The sequence below is a fragment of the Frondihabitans australicus genome (genome assembly GCF_003634555.1).
Taxonomy (GTDB): domain Bacteria; phylum Actinomycetota; class Actinomycetes; order Actinomycetales; family Microbacteriaceae; genus Frondihabitans; species Frondihabitans australicus.
Window position 1 is genome coordinate 3586733 of sequence record NZ_RBKS01000001.1, and the last position, 16656, is coordinate 3603388.

A 16656-nucleotide genomic window follows, 5' to 3' on the forward strand; every position below is an offset into this window, starting at 1 on the left:
CACGTTGCGAGCCACACGCAAGGGTTCCGTCGGCGCATTCGAGTCAAACGACGCGAGACAGACATGCCCTGCCCCTGGGACCGTGTTCTTGCAAGTGAAACACCGGCGGATCCCCCACCCCGGGTGAAGTCGGCTCCGTGCCGAGAGAGCTCTATGCCTCTCGGCACGGATGCCGTGAGGTGGCGCGAGTAACTCGTCGACAGACCGTCGAGTGCGAGCCAAAGCCATACGTGCCTTGCCCAGGACGGCGTCGAGACATGTTCACCGAAAACTCGTGTCTTGGGCAACTTGCGTCTGATAACTATCGAATCGCAACGAGGAGAAGCAATGCCTTACATCACCGCGAAAGACGGCACGAAAATCCACTACACGGACTGGGGCACCGGCCCGGTCGTCGTCCTCAGCCACGGCTGGCCGCTCAGCTCCGAGGCCTGGGCCGTCGAGCTGATGCTGCTCGCCGACAAGGGCTACCGCGCCATCGCCCATGACCGCCGCGGTCACGGCAAGTCCGACTGGACGTGGGACGGCAACGACATGGACACGTACGCGTCCGACCTCAACGACCTCATCGAGGCTCTCGACCTGCACGACATCACGCTCGTCGGTCACTCGACCGGCGGCGGCGAGGTCGTCCGCTACGCCGCTCAGCACGGTGTCGGCCGGGTGAAGAAGATCTTCACCGCGGGTGCCGTGCCCCCGATCATGCTGAAGTCCGACTCGAACCCGGACGGCACCCCCATCGAGGCGCTCGACGCCATCCGCGAGGGCGTCGCCACGGACCGTTCGCAGTACTTCCAGGACCTCGCCGTCCCGTTCTTCGGCGCGAACCTCGAGGGCGCGAAGGTGTCCCAGGGGTCGAAGGACGACTTCTGGCGTCAGGGCATGCGCATGAGCATCAAGGGCGCGTACGACTGCATCAAGGCGTTCTCGGAGACGGACTTCACCGAGGACCTCAAGGCCCTCGACGTTCCGATCTTCATCGCTCAGGGCGACGCGGACCAGATCGTCCCCATCAAGGCGGCTGCTCTGAAGTCCATCGAGCTCGTCAAGCACGGCACCCTCAAGGTGTACCCGGGTGCCCCGCACGGCATCGCTGGCGACTACCAGAAGGAACTCGACCAGGACATCCTGGCGTTCCTCGCCGACTAGTCGGCGTCGCGTCACAGGGCCGGCCATCGTCAGGTGGCCGGCCCTTTCGTGTCCGGTGTCGCCGTGCGGTTGTCGCGGCGACCGTGGACCGCGCGAATGAGTGACGAGGCGAGTCGGGTGACGACGATCCACAGGCTCAGGACGATGAACGGTTCCAGATGGATGGCGTCCGGGAAGTAGCTGACGTCACGGACGGCGCGGACTGTTGCGCCCGTGGGGAGAAATCGGCCGATCGCCGAGTACACGGGCGGAAGCAGTTGAGGGGCGACCGCACCGCCGGAGGCCGGGTTCGACACGATGGTGAACAGCAGCCACGTGGGGATCAGGATCCATCGGCCGCCGACAATAAGGCGGAACAAAGTCACCGTGGAGCCAGCGGCCATCATCCCTAGAGCGAGGATTCCCCAGAGCGCGAACAGGGGTGTCGTCTCGAAGTGGCCGGCGATAACCACGGTGACGCTGAGCATCAACGAGACGATGGCGACGCGGAAGACATCCGCCGCGAGAAATCCTGCCTCGGTGAGCTTGGGGGCATTCGTCCGAGTCTGCATTTCGCTGACAGTGCCGACGATGATCGTCGCGAGCGCCACATAGAAGATGACGAGACCTTCCGGGTCGTGAGCGTGGAGCGGGTGCAGGTCGTCGACCGTCACGGGTCCATTGACGCCGGCTTCGAGTGAGGGCACAAGGGAATCGAGCATGTTCGCAACGATCAGGCTCGCTGCCGCAGACGTCAGCAACGTGTACCGACCGTCGGGCCGGGCGACCAGAACGCCGTAGACGTCCTGCCGTTCGATGGCACCGCGCGCCGTCATCTCGTTGTCGAACCGGGACACCCGGTACGTGGTCCGGTCTTGCGCATCGACGACGTCGTTCACTTGCTGCGTGAGGTTGGTCGGACCGACGACCCCGATGGGGACATTCCTTGGAATCGGCTCGCCGAGCGCAGAACTGTAGCTGGCGAGAAACAGGGACCCGACGACACCTGTGACAAGAGTGACGACGATGACGGGAAGAGAGCGACGCACGGCACCCCGAATGCGTCCGGTGTCGAGTGCGGTGGTGATCCGTGGCACGACAATCCAATCTCTTCGGCTGGTTCATCGTGCCGACGCGTCGTCGTGTGCGCAGTACTTTCGGGGCGACTCGGGTCATTTGTCGTCACGGTCCCACCACCTCGTGCCGGGTGGACATCCGCTGCGTAGGTGGGGCCACGGGGAATGAGGTCGTTTGGCCTAGTCGGCACCCATCCCGACCTGACATCCTTGGACGCACGGCGCGGCTTTCGGGCCGGCGAGGCAGGAGCGACACATGGGCAGAGCAGGGACGGTCGGCGGCGTGAGTACACACAAGAAGATCGCCTTGCTCGTCTTCAACGGCGTCAAGATGCTCGATTTCACGGGTCCCGCGGAAGTGTTTGCCGAATCGAACATGTTCGGTGGAGACTACGAGCTGTTCTATGTGTCGCCGGCGGGGGACGCGGTGACGACGTCCATCGGCATCGAGGTCGGCGCCCACCTGTCCGCGTTCACCGATGACAGATTTGACACCGTTGTCTTGCCAGGCAGCGAGTTGGCTCCGCCGGTCTTCATGACCCCCGCCGTCCTCGCCGCGGCGGAGAGCCTCATCGCCCGCAGTTCCCGGATCGCCTCGATTTGTAGTGGCGCGTTCATCCCGGCGTCCCTCGGACTTCTGGACGGTCGAAGGGCCACGACGCACTGGAAGTTCGTAGACGACCTGGCCAAAAGGTACCCTGCCGTTGACGTCGAACCCGACGCGATTTTCGTCAAGGACGGCAACCTGTACTCGTCCGCCGGCGTCGCCGCGGGAATCGACCTCGCCCTGGCTCTCGTCGAGGAAGATTTCGGAGCCGATGTCGCCCGCAACTCTGCACAAGGGTTACTCGTCTACATGCAAAGAGCAGGAGGCCAGTCGCAATTTTCCGCGCCATTGACCGTCCCGTCGCCAACGTCCCTGGTCGTGCGAACGGCTGTGGATCTCATCAAGGAAGACCCGGCCGGTACTCACACCATCGACAACCTGGCCCGGCGGGTTTCGGTCAGCCCGCGCCACCTGACCCGCCTTTTCCGCGAAGAGATGGACATCACCCCGGCTGAATACGTGGCCATGCTTCGACTCGACATCGCGAAAGCGATGCTCGACGGTGGCCACTCCATTGCTCATACGGCCGAGGCGGCCGGCTACCGAAACGCCGAATCCCTTCGCCGGGCGTTCCTGGCCCGTCTGGGCATTTCACCGAGCGGCTACCAGCGCCGATTCCTCTCCACGCAAGTCGGAAACCAGGTGTCGACTGAGCCGGAAGTGGCCACCGCGTAACCGCCACCAGGTGTCTTGATGGCCATAAGTGAGGGATTCACGGCCAACTTCGTGCGGGTCAGCACGTCTTCACCGGTCCACGCTTGTTCTAACCGTCGGCTGTTGCTCCTCTCGTGCTGGCGGCGTCGAGGTCAGGAGACGACATGCGCGCGCGGGCATCCCTGTTGGGTGACTACCTGCGCACGCGCCGTGACCTGGTCCAACCCGAACAGGTCGGGCTTCTCCGGGAGCCAAACAGGAGAGTCCCGGGTCTTCGCAGGGAGGAGGTGGCTGCCCTCGCCGGAATCAGTTCCGAGTACTACCTACGACTCGAACAAGGTCGAGACCATCAGCCGTCCGATCAGGTCCTCCGATGCTTGACCGAGGCTTTGAACCTGAGCGCAGACGAATCCACCTATCTGCACAAGCTCGCCCGGCCCTCCACGAGAAGTGCAGATCCTCTCCAACAGGGGGGTGACGCAGCTGTGGTGCGACTACTGGAGAGGCGAGCGGGAACGCCGGCGTTCGTGGCGGACAGCAATTTCGACATCGTCGCCTCCAACGCAGCCGCCGACCTTCTCGGCGCAGGCGCCCTATCGGCCGGGCGCAATCGACTCGTCCAGGTGTTTTCCCGACGCCAGCATCACCCGCGATGGGCACAACAGGCGGCCGAGACCGTTGCGATGTTCCGGATGCACGGCAACCCTGACGATCACCGCTACCAGGAGATCGTCGGCATGCTGTCCGTGCGGGACGACGACTTCCGCCAGATCTGGGCCCGACACGAGGTCCTGTCCGCCAGCTCTGGCACGTGCATCGAAACCGTGGAGCCTTTCGGCCTCGTCGAGTTCGAATGGGAGTCCCTCCTAATTCCAGGGTCGGACGGGCTGATCGTGACCACCTTCCACGGCGCCCCCGGTACACCTGCCATGGGTGTGCTCGCCTTCGTTGCCACCCAGTGCGCCGACCGGCAGGCCATCAACGCGTCATAACGTGTCGCTAGGCGTCGAGAAGTTGGCGCAGACGCGTGAAAGCCAGGACAGACTCCTGCGAGTCCACGGGACGCCAGATGGACAGGACGAACTCGAAGTCATTCGGCACGAGTAGTTCTTGATACTCGAGCTCAACCGGCCCGATCTGCGAATGCATGATGGTCACCCGCGACGAGCGGGCAGCCGGCCTGTTGTCGTGGGCCCAGGCCGTCGCGAACGTCTGACTGTGAGCGGAGAGCTCGCCGATGAGCTCCCGGAACGAGGCGTCTTCCTCGTGCTGCTCCAACGAGTCCCGAAGCGCCGAGGTCAGCTGTCCCAACGCATCCACCCACCAGCTGGCGTCCTGTTGCCTGGGCGCTTCGAGGAAGACGAAGCGGGCGATATTGGTCCGGGGCACGAACGCGCCCGTCAGCTCTTGCGCCAATGGGTTCGACGCCACGACGGTCATGTGCCGGTCTCGCACGACAACGGGAAGGTCGTGGACGGATTCGACGAGCGCAACCAGCGCACCGGGGACTCGACAATCAATGCCTCCGCTGGTCATAGGAAACCGTAGTCACAGCCGAACGTTTGTCGGGTGACCCTGCCATTACTAGGCGTGCGCTTTCCGGCGAGAGCACTGACTCCTACCGGTTCCGAATGAGGCCAAATGACCCTCGATCCCGTCGCCTCTCGTGCCGCAGGATGACGTGATCGCGTGAAAAACGACGACTTCGAGGGGAGCGCGCATGAAAGCCGAACCGGCCCCGACCGTGAAACTGTTCGGGGAACAGTTCAGCGCTGATGCCTTTCAGATACGCGACTTCTTGACCCGCAGCGTCGTCCATTTCGACTGGATCCCCATTGCAAGCGACCGTGAGTGCGAAGCGCGACTCGGTGCGCCCATCGGCGACGCGGCGCTGCCCGTGGTCGAGTTCCCCAACGGTGAGCGCCTCCGCAATCCCACTCTTCGTGATATCGCCATCCGGCTCGGATGGGTGGCGTCGCCTCGATACGGCGAATATGACCTTTCCATCTACGGCGCCGGACCAGCGGGGCTGTCCGCCGCCGTCTACGCCGCGTCGGAAGGTCTCCGCGTGGTGCTGCTTGAACGCGAAGCCGTCGGTGGCCAAGCAGGATCCAGCAGCCTCATCGAGAACTACCTGGGCTTTCCCTCCGGTATCCGAGGCGCGGACCTCGCAGAACGGGCCCGGCAGCAGGCTGTGTCATTCGGGGCTGAGGTTCTTCTGATGCGCGAAGGCATCCGCGGCACGTTCTACGACGATCGCATCCACGCAGACCTGGCCGATGGAGGACACATCGTCGCTCGGGCGAATATCTGCGCCACCGGCGTTGAGTGGCGGCGCCTCGGCCTCGCGTGTGAGGACTCCCTCATCGGTCGAGGGGTGTACTACGGTGCGGGCACGAGTGAAGCGTCGCAGTGCGCGGGCGAGCACGTGTATGTCGTCGGCGGCGCCAACTCTGCCGGCCAGGCCGTCATGAACTTGGCCGCCCATGCGACGAAAGTGACGATGCTCGTCCGTGGGCAACGCCTGTCGGACACCCTATCCGAGTATTTGGAGTCGCGGATTCGCCAGGCGCCGAACGTAGAGGTTCTCACCGACACGCAGATCACGGCTCTCCACGGTTTTCAACGGCTCCGGGGCCTCGAACTGACGAACTCGCGGACGGGCGACGTCTGGGATGTCGAGACGTCCCGCGTGTTCATCTGTATCGGGGGAGAGCCAGACACCGCTTGGACGCAGGGAACGGGAACCATCCGCGACCGACTCGGGTACCTCGTGACGGGGCCCGACCTTGTCGACTATCCCGATCTCCGTGGTCATTGGCCGCTCACACGCGATCCGTTCTTTCTGGAGACGAATGTCCCCGGGTCATTCGCGGCGGGTGACGTGCGGCACAACTCGATCAAACGGGTCGCGTCGGCGGTGGGCGAAGGGGCGATGGCAGTCACGTTTGTCCACCGTTACCTCGCCGAGGGCGACCTGGCGGCGGCCGGAACGAAGGGACGTTGAACTTCATGGATGACACTGCCGCTGAGGAGGGTTTTGTGCCCGTGGCGTCGGACGCAGGTCGGTACATCGACCGGCCGAACGCCTTCTTCAATGCCCTGCTCACGGAGCAATTCGTGCTCGAATCGGCGCGAAGCATCACGGTCACCGAGTCGAGCAGTCGTGCGTCGCTCTATCTGACGACGTTGTCGAGCTCTCTCGTGGCGTTCGGTTTCCTGACCCACACGGAGTTCGCCATCGGATTCCTCGGCGTCATCATCCCTGTCATCGTCCTGCTGGGAGTATTCACGTACGAACGTCTGGTGGAGACATCGCTGGAAGACGTTGTCGCTCTGGCGGCCATTCAACGTATTCGACGTTTCCACGGACGTCTCCTCCCAGGGGCGTCGACGTACTTCATGACTCCGGCTGGTCGCCACGCGCCGAACGAGCTGCTCGACATCGGGCATCCGGCGTCGTGGAGCCGCGTGTTCTTCACCATGTCTTCCGCCATCGCCGTGGTCAACTCCATCGTCGCAGGAGCAGGCATCGCCATCCTGCTGAACCAGCTCGGTGCGCGGGAAGACTATTCGATCGTCTTCGGCATTCTCGGTGCCGCAGTGTTGGCCGTCCTGCACGGTTTCTACCAGCTGAGGCGTTACGCGATCGTGCAGAAGCTTGTCGACGAATCCGAAGCGCTGGACGAATTGGAGGCCGAATTGTGACTGCAGCCAACAGCATGGCGACGTCCGCCGGACAGCCGCAGTGGGTGCACGCCTATGTCACCGGAACCGGCCCCGTCGTCGTCGCCCTTCACGGTCTCGGCGGCGCGGAGACCGACATGGTCTCGCTCGCCCAGCAACTCGCCGCTGATGCTCTCGTCATCGCGCCGCGAGCAGGTGTCCTCGAGCGGGGCATCCACCGGTGGGTGCCCCGTTCGAAGCCGCGAACGAAGAAGCAGTCCGGGCTCATCGAGACAACGGGGAAGCTGGCTGCATTCATCAGCGAGACGATTTTGGAGCAACGGTTGGAGTCTCGCCCTGTCATCGTCACCGGATTCTCCAGCGGTGCCGATATCGCGCTGGCGCTCGGCATCCTGCATCCGGGGCTGGTCGATGCCGTCGTCTCCTTCAGCGGCACCTACCCCCTCGGCGACCTTGACGTCCCCGACGGACTCGAGGGGGAACGCTTTCTCCTTGTCGGATCCGACGGCGACACTGGCACGGATGGAATGACGTTGCCCCGTCTGGCTGCCGAGCTAGAAGCGCGACATGCTTTGGCAGCTGTCCGCGTCCGGCCTGGCGGACGCCAGATCACGGCCACCGACGTGGCAACGGCACGAACGTGGCTGGGTGAGCAGTTTCCTGAGGCCGACGGGCTCTAACGCCGACAACGGACTACGGCCTGTTGGCGAGTTCGTCCATCCAGTCGGAGGGGACGCGTTCAGCTGGGCCGGGAACCGTCTGCGACAACGGGTGGTGCTGAGGGTTAGCCAGCCGCGGACCGTCGATGAAGTCCTTGACGGTGTAATCCCAGAACCATGTTTCGTTGGGTTCGAAGCTTTGAATGATGAAGTGCCCCGTCTGCGCTACATGTCGGGACGCGTGCCGATTTAGGGAGTCGTCGCAGCAGCCGATATGGCCACATGATGCGCAACGGCGAAGGTGGAACCACCACGATCCGGTCTGTTCGCATTCGACGCAACCGCTTCCGCTCGGCGGCACAGCCCGGTTGATCAGTTCCTCGTTGATTCCCATGAGCCGACTGTGGCATGGACTGCCGCGAACGGGCTCGGGTCGGTTGACTCGATATGCCCAGGACCGGGAGAGCTGTGTTGGCGGATCGGGTCAAACAACGCTACTCGAGCGTTGTTGGTGTCCGTAGCGTCGTCGCCGAACCAATGACCGCAGACGTGGAAGGGGCCCCCTCGTGTCGGAGCCGATCGAGAACAGCATTCGGAGCGCGCAGAAGGCCGTGGACGTCATCGATGCCAACGCCGTCCCCTACGTCTTCGGGATTCCGGGAGCCAAAATCGACGCATTATTCGACGCGCTGGCGCATGGCTCTGCAGCGACCCTCGTCGTCTGCAGACATGAACAGAATGCGGCGTTCATGGCGGCGGCGATGGGGCGGCTCACGGGGACTCCCGGCGTCGTCGCGGTGACCTCCGGGCCGGGAACGAGCAACCTCGCCACGGGGCTGCTGACCGCGACCACGGAGCAGGACCCAGTGGTGGCCATCTGTGGAGCGGTGCCTCTGCCAACGCGGCTCAAACGGACCCATCAGTCGATGGATGCGGCGGCATTACTCTCGACTGTCACGAAGCATGTCTCAGAGGTGTCCGCACCTTCCAACGTCGGTGAAGCGGTCGCCAACGCGTTCCGCGTGTCCGTGACCGAACCGCAGGGAGCCACCGCGGTCGTGCTGCCCGCGGACGTCCTCGCATCTGCGACACAGGCAACGATTACGGCCGGCGCCGCTCCTGCCTCTCTCGGACCCGCGTCGTCGACGTCGATCGCCGACGCAGCTGCCGTGCTGCTCAAGGCGCTTCGACCGGTGATCCTCGTCGGTCTCAGGGGTGCGACTCCGGTGGCCAGCGCTGCCATTCGTCGGCTGATGTCGGCGACCGGGCTGCCGGTGGTCGAAACATTCCAGGCGGCCGGTGTCGTGTCCCGGGAACTCGAAAGCCACTACTTGGGACGCGTTGGTCTTTTCCGGAATCAGCCCGGCGATGACGCCCTCGCGAACGCCGACGTCGTGCTGACCATTGGCTACGACCCGGTTGAGTACGACGCCGCGTTGTGGAATGGGACCGGCGACCGGTCGATCATCCACCTGGACACCGTCCCGCCCGATCTCGACGTGAACTACCAGCCCGAAGTGGAACTGCGCGGAGACATTTCAGCGACCATCGACGAGCTCCTTCCCGACCTCGAGCGGATGGTGCTGCGCGAGGATTTCCTTCTCGATGCGGCGGAGTTGCGGTCGCGGTTGAGCGATATCGATGACGACGCGCGGCAGTGGAACGGTGCTGACGGTCGAGTCAATCCGGGTGCGTTGGCGTTGAAAATTCGCGACCTCGTTGACGACCGGACGACCGTCACATGCGATGTCGGCTCCGTGTACATATACATGGCCCGACACTTCCGCAGCTTCGAACCACGCCATCTTCTCTTCAGCAACGGGCAGCAGACATTGGGGGTGGCGCTGCCGTGGGCGATGGCTGCGTGTCTCGCACGCCCCGGGCAACCTGTTGTGTCTGTCTCCGGTGACGGAGGCTTTCTGTTCTCTGTCCAAGAGTTGGAGACAGCCGCACGTCTAGACCTGTCGTTTGTTCACGTGATCTTCCGCGACGACAGTTATGACATGGTCGGCTTCCAGGAGCAGTTGAAGTACGGCCGGAAATCGGGTGTGGAGCTCGGCCCGTACGACATCCCGTCGCTCGCCGCTGCGTTCGGCGCTACGGGTGTGGTGGTGCAGGGCGCGGCCGAGTTCGAGGCCGTGTTCACGAATGCTCTTCAGACGCACGGTCGAACGCTGATCGAGGTTCGCGTGGATTACAGCCGGAATGTAGACCTCGCCGCGCTGCTGCCAGAGGAAGCGTTCGAGTGACCGAGACGGGGGAGGCAAAAATGGGTGAGCCACAGGGGGGTGGCGGGCTTGCGCACTGGGCGCGTCAAACACTCGCCCGATCGTGGGGCGACAAAACGGCCCGTCCTCGCATGGAGGACGGGAAAGTCGTCTGGCAGACCTCGACGATGGAAGCGCTCTTGGCGGGCGTCTTTGACGGTGATGTCTCCGTCCACGACCTCCTCCGCCACGGCGATTTCGGGCTCGGCACGTTCAACGGACTCGATGGTGAGATGGTCGTCCTCGACCGCATCTGTTACCAGTTGCGCGCTGATGGAACGGCCTCGACGGCCGGCCCCGATGAACGCAGCCCGTTCGCGGTCGTCACGACGTTCTCGCCGGACGCCGTTCTGGATATCGACGAGCCAACCGACAGGCTCTCGTTGCTGTCCAAGATCGATGAGGTCCTGCCCAGCAAGAACATCATCGTCGCTGTCCGAGCCGATGGTGCGTTCTCGACGATGCGCACGCGCACGGTGGCCAAGCAACGTCGGCCCTACCCGCCTTTTGTCGACGCGACGAGCGACGAGTCGGAACACGCCCTGGCGGATGTGTCGGGGACCCTCGCTGGATTCCGAACTCCGGACTTCGAGGAAGGGATCTCCGTCGCCGGCTACCACCTGCACTTCCTTGACGGGGTTCGTCAGTCCGGAGGCCACGTCCTTGATTTCACGTTCGAAAAGGGTCGTGTGGAGCTGAGCTTCTCGACGGATGTGCATCTCAGTTTGCCTCGCTTCGGAGCGTTCCTGACGGCGGACCTCACCGGGCCTAATGTGGCCGCCGACATTCATAGAACCGAGTGACGTCATCCAGCGGGGCGGTCGTGTTCGTTCCGGAACCGTGCAGCGAGGTCTTTGCGTGAGGCGACTTTCCATTTGCCGTAGATGTTTCGCACGTACGTGGTGACCGTGTGGGGTGACAGGAAAAGATCGTCGGCGATCTGCTGCGTGGTTCTCCCCGCGGCTACCCGCTCAGCGACTTGGAGCTCCCGGCTGCTGAGGACAGACTCTTCGAACTCTGGGCGTGTCGCACGCTGGCTTACGCCGACAGTGCGGAGCCGCCGCCGGACACGGTTCCATGGATGGGTGGCGCCGGCGGAGTCGTAGAGATCCGCGGACTCAAGCCACGACATCGTGGCTTTCTCTTCGGCCGTGGCTGCTTGTAGGACGCCAAGGTCCTCCAGGGCGCACGCCAGCGCGAGTCGCCTATCGACAGTTCGGTACGCGGCGACCGCTTCGCTGAGCTCTGCGACGGACCGCTCCGCGAGCCCGACCACATGGTGTGCCACGGCGGTGGCGAGGGGGAAAGACGGGTTTGCTCTGGCTCTGCCGACCGCCATGTTCACAACCTTGGCGACATGCTCGGAGTCGCTTCGGCGAAGAAGCATCCGGCACAGTTGCACGTCGTCGAGGAAATCGGCTGGTGCCGCAAGCCCGAACACCGGTGCGTCCAGAGCCGCGGTAAGCGGGGTGAGGTACGCGTCGGCCGTGGACCTGTCATGATTCTCGTCTGCTTCGAGAGCCAACAGCCAGTGCGCAACACCCGCCATGTCGGTGGCCCGCGACAGGTCCTCGATCATCGGACGGTACTTGTCCAGCCCGGCCCGGTCGCCCTGGTGAACGGCGGCCCGGAACAGGACGTAGCCGACCGTCGTCGCCAGTAGCTGCCCGAGCGGCAAGTCCGCGTGGAAGTCCAGGACCGCCTCGGCGGTTGCGCGAGCCCTCCGCAGGTGGCCCTGGTCGAAGAGGGCGCGGGCGCGAACCATCATCCAGTAGGCGGTGGCCGTGGCGTTGTGTCGGCGCTGATTCTCGAGGACGTTGGCTGCCGCGATGCGCTCGGCGCGTCCGGGATCACCAAGAGCGTCTGTCAGGAACGCCAGCCAGAGACTTTCGGGTAGCCACTGGGATTCTGTCGTGCCTGGAAGAGAGGCGATTCGGGCTACCGCGGACACGATTTGTTTCGATGCGTCGTCGAACCGGTTTCGGTAGAACGATCGGATGGACTCGCTGGCGTCGAAGGTGGCGAGCGCCAAAATGTTGGAGGTGTCCTGCGCGAGTGGTCGGCCTTCGTCGAGTAGCTTTTGCACGGCGTCATGCTCTCCAAGGCCCGCGAGTGCCTGCGCTTTGACGCTGAGAAGCCCTGCCTTGGTGAAGGCGGGGATCCCGTCGAGCTGCAGGCCGGCATTGGCTGCGTCAGCCGCCGCCCGAAACGAGGACTCGGTGCGGAGTCGGGCGATGCCAAGGCGAAGGGACGCTTCTTCCGGTGCGGGGAGGGACCCTTCGAGGGACGCGACGAACGTTTGCGCTTCTTCGCTGAGACCTCCTTGCCACAGCACGGGAAGAAGATCCGCGATCAGCCGCTTCCGTTCCTCTGGCCTGTTTTCCGTTTCGATAGCGGCACGCGCGAATTGGGCGGCCAGCGCGGCGTCGGATTCGAATGTGCGTTGGGCGGCGCTGTGGAAAGTCGCGGCAGCGTCAAGGTCGCCGCGTTGCGCCACTCCTAGCAGGCGCGATGCGATGGCCACGAGGTACTCGCCGTCGGTGTGCGCGACAGCGGCCGCCCGGCGCTCGAGGATGCGTCTGGATTCGGCGGGAATCAGGGACTCAGCGGCGTCTCTGAGTAGGTCGTGCCGGAACGCTACGCGAGTGCCGTCGTCGGTCAGCAGTCCGGCCTCGATGGCGTCGACGAGGGGGAGCGCTAGGTCGTGGACCGAGGTATCCATCAATTGTGCAAGTGACGTCAAGCGAAATTGTCGGCCGAGGATCGACGCGGCGAGGATGAGTTCTCGGGGTCCGGACGGAAGCCGGGTGATGCGTTCCACGAGGGCCTGGCCGTGTGACGCGTCATGTCCATCGCCGACGAGTTCGGCTCGACCACCTGCTAGGTCGAGCTGGTCCGCGTCTGAGAGCGCGCGGAGCATCTCCAGGACGAGCAACGGCATGTGCTCGGCGCCTTCCATGTGGCGCAGGAGACCTTTGCCGGGGGTCACGCCGATTCGGTCGGAGATCATGGCGGAAACGTCGTCGTCTGAGAGCGGACTGAGGTCGAGGGTGCTTCCGGAGATCGTCAGTGCGGAGATCGTGTCACTCACCGAGGAGGTGAGGCCGCCGGAGCGGACGGTCACGATCCAGGTGACCGCCATGTCCCGCAGGTGCCGGATGAGGGACCGGAACACGGCCAACGTGCTGGTGTCGCACCATTGCAGGTCGTCGACGAAGACGACAATGCCGCTGCCCGCGGCCGCGCGTTCCATGCGCTCTTGGATTTGCTGAATCAGCCAGTACCGGGATTCGGGGGCGCTGACCAAGGACTCGAAGTGTTCTGCGGAGATAAATGGGGGTTCTGCCCCGAGGAGGATGTCGGAGATTGCGCCCAGCGGCACGTTCTGGGATTCGGGTCCGGGGCGGCAAAGTGTGAAGAGGATGCCACGTTGTCCCGCTGTTTCCAGCGCCGACGATAGGAGGCGTGTTTTGCCGGCGCCCGCGGAGCCGACGATGACGAGGTTGCGGGCGTAGCCTGCCTCGAGTGCATCGAGGCTGTCCTGCACTGCGCTCTGCTCTCGTGGCCGACCTCGCAGGGGGAACGCCGTGTCTAGTCCTTGGAATGCTCGCCGTGTGAGGCGGCTGGCGGGGACTGGACCGGCCACCTCCGTGGGGGCGTTCACCGGTTGGGTGGCGGCAGGCTCGGTCATGATGCCTGGCCGTCGAAGAGGGACCGGAGCGCACGCCGGGAATTGACGCCCCATTTGGCGTACATGTGCCGGACGTGGCTGGTGACAGTGTGCGGGGAGATGAACAGGTCGGCGGCGATCTGTTGGGTGGTCAGGCCGGCGGCGACTCGCGCGAGAACTTCCAGTTCCCGATTGGTGAGGTCGGTCGACGGTGGCGCCGCCGCGTCCCGGGGGAACACACCGATGCTCCGGAGCCGCATTTTTACGCGATTGGATTCGCGCGATGCTCCGCTGGATTCGAACAGCGCGAGAGCTTCCTGCCACGCCGATTCGGCATTGCTGGCGTCGTCGCCGGCCCGGAGAATGCCGATGTCCTCGAGGGCGGACGCGAGGATCAGGGGACGTGCGATGCGCCGGTAGTACTCCGCGGCGGCGGCGACGGCTTCCGCGTCGTCCTCACGAAGACCATGGAGGTGCAGCACGATCCCCCGGCACAGGTCGTTGGTGGGGTTGAGTTCGGCGCGCCGGTCGGCTTCGCTGATGATTCGGGCCAGGCGGTCCGGCCGGCCAGCTGCGAGCATCATCCGCGCGAATGTGACGTCGTCGAAGAAGTCGGCGGGTGACGTCATGGACGGGACGGGTTGTTCGAGGGTGTCGTAGGCCTCCTGCGTCAGTGCCGTTGCTGCCGCCCAGTCGCCGTCTTGCTCTGCCTCCAACGCGAGAAGCCACTTCCCGATCCGTCGTAGCGGCTGAGACGCGGCCATGGACACGGCGAACCTCCGGTATCTGTCGAGGGCGGGCCGGTCGGCTTGCAGTAGCGCCACCCGGAACAGGACGAGGCCGATGGTCGATTGTGAGATGAAACCGTTTTCGAGGTCGTCCGCGAGCTCCAGGGCCGCTTCAGCCAGAGTCTTCGCTTCGTCAAGGCGCCCTTGGTCGAGGAGGACTCGGGAGCGGAACATCGTCCAGAACGACGTCGCGACTATGTCGTGCAACGCCTCTGTTTCCGCGATGCCGTCCTGGGTGATGCGGTCGGCGCGTGCGGTGTCGCCGGTGCTGTTCGCCAGGCATGCCGGCCACAGCCCTTCGGGCAGCATCCTGGACGGAGGTAGCGATCCTGCGTTCGACACACGCTTCATCGCTGACGTGATGAGGGTGAGGGCGTCATCGAAGGCGTTCTCGTTGAAGGCAGCCATGGAGTCGCCCGTTTCGATGAACGCCAGCGTCATCGCATCGCCGGCGACGTCCGCCTCTGTTCGGGCCGCTCGAAGCGTGGCTCGCATGTCGTCGTGGAGCCCTTGGTTGGCCAGGCTCATAGCTTTCGAGGCGAGGAGCCTGGCTCGGAGGGTGGAAGGGATTCCGGGAAGGGCGAGTCCCGCATTTGCGGCGTCCATGGCCTCTTGGATGGTGGTTTCGGCTTGGATGCGAGAGACAGCGAGCCTGAACTCTCCTTCTTGCTCGGGGGTGAGCCTTCCCTCGAGGCGTGCGAGGAGTTCACGGGCTTCGGAATGAAGCCCCCCGGACCACAGCAACGGCAGGAACCGGGCAGTGAGCGCCGCATGGCAGGGGAGGGCGTCGACCAGCTGGATGGCTCGGAGCGCGAATTGTGCCGCCTGCGATGCGTCGGCGGTTGTGAGGGCGTCGGCGGCGTCGCTGAGGATGTTGGAGGCGATACGGTCTCCTCGCTTCGCTGATGCGGCCACTCGTGTGGCTATGGAGAGGAGGGGGTCGCCTTCTTTGAGGAGGATGGACGCCGCTTCCCGGATGAGGAGGTCGCGGAGCGATGGGGGGATGGACTGCTCCACTGTCTCGCGGACGATGTCGTGTCGGAAGGCGGCGCGGTGGTGTCCGTCGTCGATGAAGACGCCTGCGTCGGTCGCGTCTTTTGCGGCGGCTAGCAATTCGTTCTGAGGCATTTGGGTGAGCTGTCCGAGGCTGGACAGGGTGAAGCGGCGCCCGAGCACGGAGGCTGCCTGGATGACGTTCTGGGTTGCCGCCGGCAGCCGTCGAAGCCGGCTCATGGTGGAGATGCCGAAGCTTTGGGGAATGGCGCCCGTCTCCATCGTCGCGACGCCGTCCTGGGTTGTGACCAGGTGCTCGTCCTCGAGTCCCTGGACGAATTCCTTGACGAGTAGGGGCACGTTGCCGGTGCGTTCGACGGCCTCGAGGACGGCGGCGTCGGGGGTCGCGTGGAGGAGGTCTGACACCATCGCCTCAACCGCCCTGGTGTCGAGCGGTTCGAGGTTCAGCACGTCTCCGCTGGCCCGATGGGCGTCAACGGTGGCTTCGACGTCGGCGGACTGTTGATCGGCTCGGACGGCGAGTAACCACAAAATGGGCATGTCTGAAAGTCGGTTGGACAGGGTCCGGAGGATGTTGAGGGATCCTGGGTCGCACCATTGCAGGTCGTCGACGATGAATGCGACACCGCTGTCGAGAGCTAGTTGCTCTACAGTTTCCTGCACCTGTTGCGCGATCCAGTATCGCGAGGCCGGGTCGGTCGTGTGCGGGTCCAGGGCGAGGCGGGTGCCGCTGCGTGAGGCTTCGTTGATGGCGTCCAGTAGCGGCGCGAGGGGCATCAGAAAGGATTCGGGGTCGGGTCGGCAGAAGATGATGTTCAGCCCGCGTTCTCGGGCGGTGTGGGCGGCGTCCTGGAGGGCTCGTGTTTTGCCGACTCCGGGGATGCCTCTGATGATCAGGGTCTGGGATGTCCCGCTGTATAACGCGTCGATAGTCGCCGTGATGCGGGCCGTCTCGGCGGCCCGTCCGCGGGTGGGAAACCCGTCGCTGTTCGAGAGCCCCTGAACGGCGCTCGAAGAAGTGGTCTGTCGTGGTGTGCCGAACTCCCTCACCGCCATCTCCTGTCCTTGGGGCGTATTCGGAGTCTATGAATGGGCCGAGTGAGCGC

13 protein-coding genes are annotated in these 16656 nt (G+C 64.4%); 8 read left to right on the top strand and 5 right to left on the bottom strand.

All coding sequences use genetic code 11. The annotated features are described in order from the left end of the window. The first annotated feature begins 327 nt into the window (after positions 1–327). Positions 328–1149, top strand: a complete 822-nt coding sequence (locus tag C8E83_RS17150; RefSeq protein ID WP_121371302.1) for an alpha/beta fold hydrolase — start codon at positions 328–330, stop codon at positions 1147–1149. Positions 1150–1178: 29 nt separating this feature from the next. Here the strand turns inward: C8E83_RS17150 and C8E83_RS17155 are convergent, their stop codons facing one another. Further along, positions 1179–2225, bottom strand: coding sequence for an ABC-2 transporter permease (locus tag C8E83_RS17155; RefSeq protein WP_147430224.1), 1047 nt, complete (start codon positions 2223–2225; stop codon positions 1179–1181). A gap of 235 nt (positions 2226–2460) precedes the next feature. Between C8E83_RS17155 and C8E83_RS17160 the strand changes: the two genes are divergently transcribed. Next, positions 2461–3486 (top strand): GlxA family transcriptional regulator, encoded by a 1026-nt coding sequence (locus tag C8E83_RS17160; protein WP_121371304.1) that lies wholly within the window; start codon positions 2461–2463, stop codon positions 3484–3486. 143 nt (positions 3487–3629) lie between these two features. Next, the gene (locus C8E83_RS20060) at positions 3630–4457 is read left to right on the top strand and encodes a helix-turn-helix domain-containing protein (protein WP_121371305.1); all 828 of its coding nucleotides are present in this window, start codon (positions 3630–3632) and stop codon (positions 4455–4457) included. Positions 4458–4464: 7 nt separating this feature from the next. On the opposite strand, the gene C8E83_RS17170 is transcribed toward C8E83_RS20060, so the two are convergent. Then, the gene (locus tag C8E83_RS17170; RefSeq protein WP_147430225.1) at positions 4465–5001 is read right to left on the bottom strand and encodes an MmyB family transcriptional regulator; all 537 of its coding nucleotides are present in this window, start codon (positions 4999–5001) and stop codon (positions 4465–4467) included. Between the two features lie 184 nt (positions 5002–5185). On the opposite strand from C8E83_RS17170, the gene C8E83_RS17175 reads away from it, so the two are divergent. The 3 genes from C8E83_RS17175 to C8E83_RS17185 are packed head-to-tail and all read left to right on the top strand — an operon-like array spanning position 5186 to position 7832. Then, on the top strand, positions 5186–6472 hold the full coding sequence (locus tag C8E83_RS17175) for an NAD(P)/FAD-dependent oxidoreductase (RefSeq protein ID WP_121371307.1): 1287 nt from the start codon (positions 5186–5188) through the stop codon (positions 6470–6472). Positions 6473–6477: 5 nt separating this feature from the next. After that, positions 6478–7173 (top strand): hypothetical protein, encoded by a 696-nt coding sequence (locus C8E83_RS17180; RefSeq protein ID WP_121371308.1) that lies wholly within the window; start codon positions 6478–6480, stop codon positions 7171–7173. Further along, positions 7170–7832, top strand: coding sequence for an alpha/beta hydrolase (locus C8E83_RS17185; protein WP_147430226.1), 663 nt, complete (start codon positions 7170–7172; stop codon positions 7830–7832). The genes C8E83_RS17180 and C8E83_RS17185 overlap by 4 nt, the downstream gene beginning before the upstream one ends. Positions 7833–7845: 13 nt before the next feature. On the opposite strand, the gene C8E83_RS17190 is transcribed toward C8E83_RS17185, so the two are convergent. After that, positions 7846–8205, bottom strand: coding sequence for a UBP-type zinc finger domain-containing protein (locus tag C8E83_RS17190; RefSeq protein ID WP_121371310.1), 360 nt, complete (start codon positions 8203–8205; stop codon positions 7846–7848). Between the two features lie 172 nt (positions 8206–8377). Here C8E83_RS17190 and alsS point away from each other — a divergent pair, with 172 nt between their 5' ends. Both alsS and budA read left to right on the top strand, forming a co-directional pair. Then, the gene (gene alsS / locus C8E83_RS17195) at positions 8378–10060 is read left to right on the top strand and encodes an acetolactate synthase AlsS (protein ID WP_211331718.1); all 1683 of its coding nucleotides are present in this window, start codon (positions 8378–8380) and stop codon (positions 10058–10060) included. Then, entirely contained in the window at positions 10057–10881 is an 825-nt protein-coding gene (budA, locus tag C8E83_RS17200; protein WP_211331719.1) for an acetolactate decarboxylase, read from the top strand. Before alsS ends, budA begins: the two co-directional genes overlap by 4 nt. A 2-nt stretch (positions 10882–10883) precedes the next feature. Here the strand turns inward: budA and C8E83_RS17205 are convergent, their stop codons facing one another. Together C8E83_RS17205 and C8E83_RS17210 are read right to left on the bottom strand one after the other, a co-directional pair. After that, entirely contained in the window at positions 10884–13823 is a 2940-nt protein-coding gene (locus C8E83_RS17205) for an AAA family ATPase (protein WP_121371312.1), read from the bottom strand. Continuing rightward, complete coding sequence (locus tag C8E83_RS17210) at positions 13766–16600, bottom strand: helix-turn-helix transcriptional regulator (RefSeq protein ID WP_170159986.1); 2835 nt, start codon at positions 16598–16600, stop codon at positions 13766–13768. Before C8E83_RS17210 ends, C8E83_RS17205 begins: the two co-directional genes overlap by 58 nt. Positions 16601–16656: the final 56 nt, after the last annotated feature.

Coding starts and splice junctions, on each gene's coding strand:
- C8E83_RS17150 (WP_121371302.1), top strand. CDS start 328: ATGCCTTACATCACCGCGAAAGACGGCACGAAAATCCACTACACGGAC.
- C8E83_RS17160 (WP_121371304.1), top strand. CDS start 2,461: ATGGGCAGAGCAGGGACGGTCGGCGGCGTGAGTACACACAAGAAGATC.
- C8E83_RS20060 (WP_121371305.1), top strand. CDS start 3,630: ATGCGCGCGCGGGCATCCCTGTTGGGTGACTACCTGCGCACGCGCCGT.
- C8E83_RS17205 (WP_121371312.1), bottom strand. CDS start 13,823: ATGGGGCGTCAATTCCCGGCGTGCGCTCCGGTCCCTCTTCGACGGCCA.
- C8E83_RS17180 (WP_121371308.1), top strand. CDS start 6,478: ATGGATGACACTGCCGCTGAGGAGGGTTTTGTGCCCGTGGCGTCGGAC.
- C8E83_RS17175 (WP_121371307.1), top strand. CDS start 5,186: ATGAAAGCCGAACCGGCCCCGACCGTGAAACTGTTCGGGGAACAGTTC.
- C8E83_RS17170 (WP_147430225.1), bottom strand. CDS start 5,001: ATGACCAGCGGAGGCATTGATTGTCGAGTCCCCGGTGCGCTGGTTGCG.
- C8E83_RS17190 (WP_121371310.1), bottom strand. CDS start 8,205: ATGGGAATCAACGAGGAACTGATCAACCGGGCTGTGCCGCCGAGCGGA.